The sequence below is a fragment of the Cohnella soli genome (genome assembly GCF_042655525.1).
Taxonomy (GTDB): Bacteria; Bacillota; Bacilli; order Paenibacillales; family Paenibacillaceae; genus Cohnella; species Cohnella soli.
In genome coordinates this window covers 46,208-56,057 of the sequence record NZ_JBHSMI010000008.1, presented here as the reverse complement: position 1 = coordinate 56,057, position 9,850 = coordinate 46,208, and the positions used below count along the sequence as shown (strand labels likewise).

Here is a 9,850-nt window from a genome sequence, read left to right as displayed (position 1 = left end):
TTGGTGTCGGAGTCGGTGTTGGACCCGGATTCGTGCCAGGGGCGGCGTCCTCGATCCGAATCGTCAAAACATTTGCGCTGCTGGAAAAGGAAACTTTGAGTCCGCTATTCTCCGACACGAAGCGCAACGGCACCATCGTACGACCGTCAATGATCTGAGCAGGTACGTCCAGAGCGACCACTTTTCCGTTTACGATGGCATTCTTATTATTGATCGTCAATTCGATGGAAAGGCCATCCTTGGTTCCGACCGCCTTCTTGACTGCCCCCTCTTCTACCCATTTCACCGTAAATCCTAGCGTTTCAAACAGTTTGCGGAATGGGACCAGCGTGCGACCGTCTTTCAAGATAGGCTGCTCATCGTCAAATTGAAGCTCTGTCCCTTTGAAAAGTACATGGATCGCAATATCTTTCGATCCATCCGCAGGGGACGGAGCAGGGCTCGGCGTCGGTGCAGGACTTGGAGTCGGAGCAGGACTCGGAGTCGGAGCAGGACTCGGAGTCGGTGCAGGCTGTGTCGGAACTGGTGCAGGCGAGGTTGTAGACCTTTCAGATTTCATCGGCTTATTATATTTAATCGGTTGGGAAACAATCGTACCTTGCGGTGTCTCGATTTCCAACACATAATATTGCGATTCCTTAATCGTCCCGTTGTTGCTGGCATACAAGTCGAATGTAAGCTCACCATTGAACTCGCCGACAGGCTCCTTTACATCTTTTCGAAAACCCGGGTTAATGATCACACTTTCATGAGTGGTGCCGCTTGATGTCGTTACCGTTTTATCCTGGACGATACCGAGCAACCAACCCGTGGTGGCGCGGTTTGTTCTCCACACTCCCTGAAAATTATCCTTGCCGTAATCATCGGTAGAGCGAAGCACAATCGCATTAATGACCGTTTTCTGCGCTAAGCTCAGCAATAGCTTGAAGTGGCCATCCTTATTGCCCTCCGGCTTGAAGTCAGCTGCGCCGACGATGTCGGAAGCCGTATCCAACAGACTGAACTCCTTGATTTCGGCGCCCGTAGGCGTTGTCTCGCCAAAGGCAGACGCGCTGCCGGTAAATGCGAACACTCCAGCCAGAACTGAACTGATGAATACCGATTGCATTTTATTACGTAAAATAGACATCACTTTCAACATCTCCTCATCCATTCTTCGAATCCGTGGAGGGCGTGCCTTCTCCACAAATCAGATTATAGAAGGTGCAGGGATAGCGAGGGAGGCTGAACTTTCTTCACCCTTGGAGCTGCAAAAAAAGAAGCCCGGAGGCACACCTCCAGGCTTCAACTCGACGGTTTATCTAGAACTCGCGCTTTATTTCAAGAGCTTCATCCTGATGCTTCTCACTTGCGTTTTGATCGTGTTCAAGGATTTGTGCAGCACTTCGGAGATTTGCGTCCGGTTGTACCCTTTCTCCTTAAGGTCGTGAACTTGCCGCTCGGACGGGGTGAGGAGCATCAGCCGGATTTCCTCCCGCATCGCGGTAGCGGCGTCCGGATGAATCGAAGACTGCTCGGTGACCGCTGCCCGGATCGCGCCGACGATATCCCCGAAGTTCGATTTGTTGATATAATTGACAGCCCCGTTCTGAAATGCCTTGATGATCACCTCTTTATCCGTCAACGAAGTCAGCATGATGATTTTGATGCGAAAATCGGTTAATAGCATCAATTCTTTCGTGATCTCCAAGCCGTCGAGCTGATTTTCCGTTAAGTTGATGTCCATTAGCGCGACATCTACTTGTGTCATCTTGGCCGCTTGCAGCGCCTCCTGCTTAGTGGCCGCAGCCGCAACGACGCGCAAGTCCGATTCTTTATCGAGATCCGTCGCAAAAGTGTCCCGCCAGAACGGGTCATCCTCTACAAGCATGACTTTGATCGCTTTTTCCATATGGACTCACCCTCAATTTCTGCCGATTGCAAAGGCTGTTTGTCTCTTCGCCGCGGATATATCCATGAATCGTACGCGTCTCGCCGGAAACCGAATCTCCATCCATGTACCTTTGCCCGGCTCCGTCTCGACAAGGCGAATGGAACCGCCATGCTTGAGCATGACGCCATAACTGTAATTCAGTCCTAGTCCGTAATTATTGCTGCCTTTCTTGGTAGTGAAGAACGGATCGAAGATTCTAGCCGCATTCTCCGCCGAGATTCCCGCCCCGTTGTCTTTGACCCCGATGATGATACCCCTTTTTGCTTCAAGCATGGAGACGATAAGCTTCCCTTTACCCGGTTCAACCGCATCAACCGCGTTTTTCATGAGGTTGTTCAACACTTCCCTGACGTGGGCGGCATCGCATAACACAAAGGGATCCGCCGTAAATTCACATTCGACCGCCACATTTTTCGAAGTCAGAACAGGCGCAATCGAATCCAGGCAATAGGCAAGCAAATTTTCCATGCGGTGCTCTTGTTCATTAAGAACGATATCGTCCGTTTTTTCTTTGATCCTGCTCATCATATCGAGAATATGCTCGGCTACTTGATCCAGGCTGGCCAGATTGCGCAACGTTTCTTCCATGTCATGATTAGCGACCGTGCTTTTCATCCGGCTGCTTAAGTAGTTGATTTTCTGAACTTCATTTTTCAATGTATGGTTGAGAATGAGCGCGCCTTGCGTTAAGTTTCTCATCGAATAATCGATCTTTTGCTGCTCGATCCTCAGCTTTATCCCCATAAATCCGTATCTCATCCCGTAATAGACGAATAACAGCGCGAACAGGATCACGACCACGAAGTTAAACCGCCATAAGTCATTGCTCACGATCTCCAGGCCGCTTCGGCCAATGAGGAAATAATCGATGCCGTAATAATCCGTAGTATAGAGAAAAGAAATGCATAAGGTTACGACCAAGGAAGTCCTGAAGCTGTTTTTCTTATGATCGGGATTTTTCTCGGTAACATAGCGCAGCCAGTATATGACCAGGCTAATTATGAAATAAGCACCGGACAGGATCCGAAAATAGGGATGGCCCAATTGAGCCTCGGGATACATCGGCGGGACGGTAAGCAGATAAACCGCGATCGGTATAATAAATACAAGACTGAAGAACAGGATCGACCTTCTGGAAAAAAGCCGGGTGAATACAAGAGCACACATCAAGAAGAGGTATGGCAAAAAGTGATACTCCGTCCCCCATCCGACGATGGTGAATATCCTTAAGGTCTCTATAAGGCGGGGGGATTGGAACGATTCCCGCATCCACGGAAGAACCTCCATATTCATCACGACGGAGAAGCTCGCAAAGCCTGTGATGATGAGAAGGGTGCCGAACCACCGCGTATAAGCATTTCTCCGGTTATTCACGAGCATGACCGTTCCGATCGTCCACAAGGACAAAAACATGCCGCAGTATAAAATGACCATAGCGAGTTCCTCCGAAAGGGGTGAAAAAAGTTCATCCTTACCGATGACGCCGACCTCAAATATAATTCGAAATGTAGCAAGGGAATGAAACCTGATTTGATTAAAACCGAGGAGCGTGTTCTTGATGAAAAAAGGAAAAATCGTGATGTCGACGTTGCTGGGCGCAAGTTTGGTCCTGGGGGCAGCCGTCTCCGCTGTCGCCGCCAAACCGGAAGCCAAACCCGAGATGGCCAAAGTCGTAAGCAAAGTCAAACACGAGGCAGCAAAGCCGGAAGCCAAACCCGAAATGTAATCGTTTGAACGGTCTGCTTTAAGTATAGTATGGCGGATAGGACGATGAGATGTGTGATTGGACCTATGACTAATCATGAATTCAGTCACAATAATCAAAAACAAGACCGAGCGTCGTAGGCTCGGTCTTGTTTTTGATACCAGTCATACATCCGTGCCGAAAAACTCCCGGATCGTCTTGCTCCCCCATCCGCCTTTGCCTGGATCGCTTACCGACCCGGCAAAGCCCGGCTTGGCCGGACGGCCGGGGATAGAAGGCGAGCCTGGGGCACCGCTCGTACCTGGTATGGATGACAAAGAGGCGCTGCCCGACCGCGAGAAAGCGACAACGCTCCCCGAACGGTCTCTCAGCACCCCTTTGTCCAGCCAACCGAGCGGTTGACCCGTCAGCGAAAACACTTGATTGTCTTGATAAAGCCAGCCTAGGTTGCGTCCGTTCTTGCTCACGAACCGGTCGCCGTCGGCAACGACAAACGCAGCCTGTCCGAATCTGTCGAAATACCAGTCGCTCATCGCGATCCCTCCGCGTTTTTGAACCATTATACCATGGATTCCCAACGCGGTGATTATTGCAAGTTCCGGCCCCTTGTTCCTCCGCCTAACAACCCGGCAGTACACACCGCCGCACTTAATCCGGAAACTCTGCTCCAAGCAAAGCAAGCACTTCCTGCTTTAACTCGACGAACTCCCGCTCCTTCCAGACGTCAGAACGGCGCGGCCGCGCGAACGGAACGATCATTTCCTTCAGCACTTTCGCCGGCGCCGGAGACAACACGTACAACCGGTCTGACAGCATCAACGCTTCCTCAATGCTGTGCGTGACGAACAGAACGGAACGTCTGTCGCTCTCCCACAATTCAAGCAGCCAGCGCTGCATTTCCGAGCGCGTCAACGCGTCCAACGCGGCGAACGGCTCGTCCAGGCACATGACGTCCCGTTTCATGAGCAAGGCGCGCAGAAACGATACTCGTTGCTGCATGCCGCCGGACAATAGATGCGGGTACGCCCCAGCCACATCGTCGAGACGAATACGCGCGAGCCATGCTAACGCTTGTTCCTTCGCCTCTTTTTTGGGTGCCCCGGCCGTCATAAGGGCGGTCGACACGTTATCGGCCACCGTCAGCCAAGGAAAAAGAGCAGCCTGTTGCGGCATGTAGCTGATGAGACCGCGCCGCCCTGCCGTCTCTTGGCCCGCTATGCGAATACTTCCCTGATCCGGTTTCTCGACGCCGCCTATAAGCCGGAACAACGTCGACTTGCCGCTCCCTGAAGGACCGATAATTGACACGAACTCGCCTTCGCCGACCGTCAGCGAAACGTTATCAAGCACCTGAAAACGTTCTTTGCCCCTCATGTAAACTTTGGACAAGCCTTGAACTTCGAGCATAGGGGAGTTACCCTCTCGCTCGAGACTGTTGTTGTGCTCGCTCATTCGGCCGCCCCCTTCCATTCGCCCTTGCTGCGGGGACGCCAGCGGATGATGAGCCGTTCTGCGATGACAGCGGAATAATAGAACAATAGACTCAGCGCTACGACGCATACAATCGAGCCGAACACGCCCGGCTGATCGAAACCGTTCGAATTCAGCTTCAAATAATAGCCGATACCCTTGTTCGCGCCGAGCCACTCAGCGACGAGCGCCGACGAGACGACGTACGTTGCGGCGATGCGCAGCCCAGAGAAGAAATACGTCAATGCGCCGGGAAACTCTAGCCGGATCAACATCTCCCATCGCGAAGCTCCGATCATGTCCAAATACTCCCGCAAATGCGGCTCCGATTGGCGAAGTCCGACGAGCATCGACAGCGCCACCGGGAAGAAAGACACGAGAACGAGCAGAATCAGCTTCGGCGTCCATCCGAAACCGAACCAGATCATAAGCAAAGGTCCGAGCGCGATAAGCGGTATATTTTGAGACAGGACAAGCATAGGCGATAACGCCTCGCGCAATAACGGTACTACATGTAGGAAAATACCGACGGCAATGCCGATGACGACGCCGAGCACAAGACCGACGAAAGCAAGATAAGCCGTCGAGAGCACCTGCTTCCACAAAATGGCCGAATCGTCATACATCGAGACAGCGATGGCTGAAGGCGCCGGCAGCGTGAACGTCTTAATCGAGAAAACAGCGCAGACCGCCTGCCAGAGGCCGACGAAGACAACCAAAGCGACGACAGGCAGCAGGAAGGAACGAACGGTTTTATTGCCCATCGGGATACTTCTGCAGCAGCTTGCCCATCGACGCGCCTTCTGCGGCGTCTACGAGCAGCTTGATCTGGGAAAGGACGGACGGGCTCCCCGCTTCGAACATTGCCGCATTCATGTCCTTTACGATGCCGATCAACGTATCGAGATCGCCTTCCATCGTCGTCTCCATCGGGCCGACGCGATAAGCGACGCCTGACGCTTTAATGATAGAAATCGCCTTGTCCACGTAAGGGATAACGTCTTCTCCCGGCTTTACTTTTGGCATAATTTGAATGCTGAGCAGTGCTTGAGCCATACGCGAATTCTCCTCTCGTTCGTGTAAATACCGTTAGGTCCCATTATTTCGGCAGAAATTCCGTCGTAAACATGTCGTCATAGTTCAAATCAGCTTTCATCAAGCCGTTCTGCTTCAGCCAATCTCCATATCCGGACCACACTTCTCTTTTTTGCTCGCCCCAACGCGGCGCGTCGTCTTTGTATTTCGGGCTGAGCCACTTCTGGCTCGCTTTCACGAGCTCCGCGTTGATCTCCGGCTCGGCTTTGATCAAGACGTCGGCAGCCTCTTCCGGATGATCGATTGCGAAGTTGTAGCCTTCGGATGCTCCCGCCAAAAATGCGCGAACGACTTCCGGTTTCTCTTTGATCAACTTCTCGTTCGTGAGCAGAAGCGGCGTATAGTAATCCAACTGCTTGCTGTAATCGGTCAAATAAACCATGTTGACCGGCTCTTTGCGAAGCTCCGCCTCAATACCCGTCCAGCCGTAAAAGATCCATTCGAAGTCGATTCCTTTCTTCACCGCAGTGAAGAAGTCGGCCGTACCCGCGCTGACGAAGTTCACTTTGTTTACGTCCGCTTTCTGCACATTCATCAGCGATTCGATCACCGCATGCTCGGCGGGAGAACCCCAGCCCCCGTACGACTTGCCTTCAAAATCTTTCGGCTCCTTGATGCCGCGGTCGGCCGGAGACGCGAAACCCGACGTGTTGTGCTGAATAATCGGAGCAATAGACACAAGCGGCAATCCTTGTTCTCTTGCCAATATCATACTCTCTTGCGCACCGACGCCGAACTCGGCCGTCCCGGCTGCGACGAGGGCGCTTGCGCCCGCTTCGGGCGGTTGCTCGATTTTGACTTTAAGCCCGTATTTCTCCCAATACCCTTTGTCTCTCGCGACGTAAAGCCCCGTATGGTTCGTGTTCGGAGTCCAATCGAGCACGAGCGTCACTTCCCCCAAATTATTAGCGCTGGCCCCACCGGCCGCGGCGGAAGGACTCGCTTGAGGCGACGAAACGTTTCCTTTGCCGTCTCCGCTGCCGCTATTGCCGTTGCCGCCGCATCCCGCCAGAAGCACCCCCGCGAGCGCCGTTACCGCCAATCCTTTGCCAAACCGAAACTTGCTTGCCATCTCCAATCTCCCTCTCTCTTGCATGCTGTCGAGGTCGTATTCCGGCAATAAAAAACGCCCCCCGATTCCGGAGGGCGTCCATAAGAAAATATAAACGGACAAAATACACGACGGACTATCCGCCATGTTCCCACCTTCCTACGCTGGCATTAACCAGATCAGGTATAAGGGTCTGCATCTTCGATGGGATGCACTCTCAGCCGGCCTTCTCCAGCTCCCCCGGGGCGTATTCGATTGTTCGAAACCCGCTACTCGCAATCCTTATTATAGCAGATGGTTCCCTGTTGTCTATGTTTTACGGTCGCCTGGCCAAAATTCTCTCGACTTCCGCCAAATATTCCGCGTAATACGGTTCGTTCTCATAATGCGCCGCGAACACTTCCACGAAACCCTCGTAATCGAAGTCGAACCCGACATCGATCATCATCTCCAAGCGCGGCAGCACGAACTTGTCGAGCAACGTCTTCTTCTCCGCGACGTATGCCGCCTCCGAAAGGCCTTTGCCTACGAAATGCCGTAAAATTTCCAAATACCCCCGGATCGCGACATCACCGTAATTGTAGCCGCGGGGCGCGTTAAATGCATATCGGAACATTGACAGCTTCAGCATGCTGAAGCTCGGATCCTGTTCAAGCAACGCATACAGCCAGTAAATATGATTCAAGCTTGTGCCGATGAAACGATCAGGTTCCGGCAAACTAAGCAGCGCTTCCCGGTCGACGACGATCGACGTAATGAAGCCGCTGGCCAATGACAACTCGCGTAACAGCGCCTCCATCCCTTCCAGCACTTCGACCGTTCCGTCGCTGCGCAACACGTCGATGAACAGAAATCGGGTTCGGCGGCTCAGTAACGCATACAAGATCGGTTGCACCGCGCCCGGCACGAAATAATCGTCGTCTCCGTGCAGCTTGGCGTATTTGCCTCGCGCGAACTTCACGATTTCCAAGTAATTTCGTTCCCCGCCAATATTGGACGGTTGCCGCACGACCCGCAATTGCGGATAGCGTGCCGAGAATTCCGCCAGAACAGCCGGTGTCGCATCGTCGGAGGCGTTATCCGATACGCACACTTCGACGATGCCGTTCGCACTCGTCTGCGGCAGCGTTGTCTCCAAACATTCGACGAGTTCCCTGCTGCGATTGTAGGTCGGAATACAGATGGAAAGCAGAGGACGCTCCCGCCTTCGGCTCAACACCGCAGCAACATCGGCCTCCGTGCCGATCTCGATCCAATCTTCCGCCTCCGTATCGAACATCTCCGTCACTTTGGCCGGCACGCCTTCTACGACGCTATAGTCCGGGACGTCTCCGCGCACGGAACTTCCCGCCGCAACGAAACACCCTTTTCCGATCGTAAATGGACCTTCGATAACCGCATGGGCGCCGATGTAGCTCCCTTCTCCAATAAGGAGACCACGTCGACCACCCAACACCTGGCTTCCTTGCATGCTGATAGGTAAGCCGGTTTTGCGGTATTCCGGTCCTCTGTCCGACAAAATAACGTGCGGCCCGCACCAGACGGATCGCTCCAGTTCAACGCGGTCGTCCGCGGTTACGATCAGCCCGATATCCGCTTGCACGCCGTCGCCGATAACGATTTTCGGCTTCGCTCCTCCGCCCGGCGTCGCGACGATCAGTCGATGCCCCGAACTGACGATCGCCTGTCGGCCGATCGAAATTTCTTTCTCTCCGTACGCAAGTCCCGGGCTTTCGACCGTCGCGCCTTCTCCGAATTCGAACCAGCGCGAATCGCCGCTTGCCGGCTGACGCTCATCCATTCGCCGTTCCTCCTTACAGCTTCATATACGAAATCCAAGGATCGAAAGGGAAACGCCGCAGCTCGCAATGGCGTATCGGAAGCATCTCCAGCAGCGCCGCCGTCTCGCCCGGGAAGGCTTCGCAATTCAACTCGTCGAAACAGACGATCGCCCCTTTCGGCATGCGGGGCAAGAACAGTTCAAGCGCCTTTCGCGTCGGTTCGAACAAATCGAAGTCCAAATACAGCAGCGCGACCAGCAAATGCGGATGGGCGGCAACATACGACTCCGCAGTCTCCATGAAGTCGCCTTGCACGATTTCCGCGTTCGGAATATGCGACAGATGGCGCTCCGCATCGTATTTGCCGATCGAAGCGCGCAACTGGTCAGCCGTGTCGCCTCGCATGTCGCCCGCCGTGAACGTCTTGCGCTCGTCCTCATCCTCGCCGGATAACGAAGGGAAGCCCTCGAACGTATCGAAGCCGATAATTTTGCGTGAATGGTTTGACGGTTCGAAAATATTCGCAAACTGTGCCCAAGAGAAAAATCCCGCCCCGTTAAACACGCCGCACTCGACGATACTGCCGTTGACATGCAGCAGTTCCTTATAAATTTCGTAGCGGGCGAGAAACCTTGCTACGCTTCTTTTCGTCGCGAAGCGCGGAAAAGCTTCAAGCTTGTTGATCAAAGACGTCTGCGACGCCCTGAACGTTTTCTCGGCCAGCCGATGGGCGTGCCGATCCTGCTTGGAATGATGGCGGGCGATCGCGGCCATCATCGGCTTCGGTGTATGCATGACGCCATACGGCTCCCTTC

At 53.5% G+C, this 9,850-nt stretch carries 11 protein-coding genes and 1 riboswitch; of the genes, 1 reads left to right on the top strand and 10 read right to left on the bottom strand.

All coding sequences use genetic code 11. From position 1 onward, the window contains the following. The 3 genes from ACFPOF_RS03960 to ACFPOF_RS03950 all read right to left on the bottom strand — a co-directional run. The coding region (locus ACFPOF_RS03960) for a copper amine oxidase N-terminal domain-containing protein (protein WP_378129812.1) at window positions 1-1,129 on the bottom strand (1,129 nt) is incomplete at its 3' end. Between the two features lie 186 nt (window positions 1,130-1,315). Then, window positions 1,316-1,891: a response regulator gene (locus ACFPOF_RS03955; RefSeq protein WP_378129810.1), complete on the bottom strand. Its 576-nt coding sequence runs from the start codon at window positions 1,889-1,891 to the stop codon at window positions 1,316-1,318. A 12-nt stretch (window positions 1,892-1,903) separates the two neighbouring features. Then, entirely contained in the window at window positions 1,904-3,367 is a 1,464-nt protein-coding gene (locus ACFPOF_RS03950) for an ATP-binding protein (RefSeq protein WP_378129808.1), read from the bottom strand. 124 nt (window positions 3,368-3,491) lie between these two features. Between ACFPOF_RS03950 and ACFPOF_RS03945 the strand changes: the two genes are divergently transcribed. Next, window positions 3,492-3,659 (top strand): hypothetical protein, encoded by a 168-nt coding sequence (locus ACFPOF_RS03945; protein WP_378129806.1) that lies wholly within the window; start codon window positions 3,492-3,494, stop codon window positions 3,657-3,659. A gap of 143 nt (window positions 3,660-3,802) precedes the next feature. Here ACFPOF_RS03945 and ACFPOF_RS03940 read toward each other — a convergent pair whose 3' ends face one another. The 7 genes from ACFPOF_RS03940 to ACFPOF_RS03910 all read right to left on the bottom strand — a co-directional run bounded on the left by ACFPOF_RS03940 (window position 3,803) and on the right by ACFPOF_RS03910 (window position 9,830). Continuing rightward, window positions 3,803-4,171: a 4-fold beta flower protein gene (locus tag ACFPOF_RS03940; RefSeq protein WP_378129804.1), complete on the bottom strand. Its 369-nt coding sequence runs from the start codon at window positions 4,169-4,171 to the stop codon at window positions 3,803-3,805. Between the two features lie 115 nt (window positions 4,172-4,286). Next, window positions 4,287-5,090, bottom strand: a complete 804-nt coding sequence (locus ACFPOF_RS03935; protein ID WP_378129802.1) for an ABC transporter ATP-binding protein — start codon at window positions 5,088-5,090, stop codon at window positions 4,287-4,289. Next, window positions 5,087-5,872 (bottom strand): ABC transporter permease, encoded by a 786-nt coding sequence (locus ACFPOF_RS03930; protein ID WP_378129800.1) that lies wholly within the window; start codon window positions 5,870-5,872, stop codon window positions 5,087-5,089. Before ACFPOF_RS03930 ends, ACFPOF_RS03935 begins: the two co-directional genes overlap by 4 nt. Next, on the bottom strand, window positions 5,862-6,164 hold the full coding sequence (locus tag ACFPOF_RS03925) for a thiamine-binding protein (protein ID WP_378129798.1): 303 nt from the start codon (window positions 6,162-6,164) through the stop codon (window positions 5,862-5,864). The genes ACFPOF_RS03930 and ACFPOF_RS03925 overlap by 11 nt, the downstream gene beginning before the upstream one ends. Window positions 6,165-6,207: 43 nt before the next feature. Next, window positions 6,208-7,275 (bottom strand): ABC transporter substrate-binding protein, encoded by a 1,068-nt coding sequence (locus tag ACFPOF_RS03920; RefSeq protein ID WP_378130074.1) that lies wholly within the window; start codon window positions 7,273-7,275, stop codon window positions 6,208-6,210. A 118-nt stretch (window positions 7,276-7,393) separates the two neighbouring features. Beyond that, window positions 7,394-7,506, bottom strand: a riboswitch (TPP riboswitch). Between the two features lie 64 nt (window positions 7,507-7,570). Beyond that, window positions 7,571-9,055, bottom strand: a complete 1,485-nt coding sequence (locus tag ACFPOF_RS03915; protein ID WP_378129796.1) for a glycosyltransferase — start codon at window positions 9,053-9,055, stop codon at window positions 7,571-7,573. 13 nt (window positions 9,056-9,068) lie between these two features. Further along, complete coding sequence (locus ACFPOF_RS03910) at window positions 9,069-9,830, bottom strand: TylF/MycF/NovP-related O-methyltransferase (protein ID WP_378129795.1); 762 nt, start codon at window positions 9,828-9,830, stop codon at window positions 9,069-9,071. Window positions 9,831-9,850: the final 20 nt, after the last annotated feature.

What these genes read in the sequence shown, in the direction of transcription:
- ACFPOF_RS03955 (WP_378129810.1), bottom strand. Translation starts at nt 1,891, where the DNA reads ATGGAAAAAGCGATCAAAGTCATGCTTGTAGAGGATGACCCGTTCTGG.
- ACFPOF_RS03950 (WP_378129808.1), bottom strand. Translation starts at nt 3,367, where the DNA reads ATGGTCATTTTATACTGCGGCATGTTTTTGTCCTTGTGGACGATCGGA.
- ACFPOF_RS03945 (WP_378129806.1), top strand. Translation starts at nt 3,492, where the DNA reads ATGAAAAAAGGAAAAATCGTGATGTCGACGTTGCTGGGCGCAAGTTTG.
- ACFPOF_RS03940 (WP_378129804.1), bottom strand. Translation starts at nt 4,171, where the DNA reads ATGAGCGACTGGTATTTCGACAGATTCGGACAGGCTGCGTTTGTCGTT.
- ACFPOF_RS03935 (WP_378129802.1), bottom strand. Translation starts at nt 5,090, where the DNA reads ATGAGCGAGCACAACAACAGTCTCGAGCGAGAGGGTAACTCCCCTATG.
- ACFPOF_RS03930 (WP_378129800.1), bottom strand. Translation starts at nt 5,872, where the DNA reads ATGGGCAATAAAACCGTTCGTTCCTTCCTGCTGCCTGTCGTCGCTTTG.
- ACFPOF_RS03925 (WP_378129798.1), bottom strand. Translation starts at nt 6,164, where the DNA reads ATGGCTCAAGCACTGCTCAGCATTCAAATTATGCCAAAAGTAAAGCCG.
- ACFPOF_RS03920 (WP_378130074.1), bottom strand. Translation starts at nt 7,275, where the DNA reads ATGGCAAGCAAGTTTCGGTTTGGCAAAGGATTGGCGGTAACGGCGCTC.
- ACFPOF_RS03915 (WP_378129796.1), bottom strand. Translation starts at nt 9,055, where the DNA reads ATGGATGAGCGTCAGCCGGCAAGCGGCGATTCGCGCTGGTTCGAATTC.
- ACFPOF_RS03910 (WP_378129795.1), bottom strand. Translation starts at nt 9,830, where the DNA reads ATGCATACACCGAAGCCGATGATGGCCGCGATCGCCCGCCATCATTCC.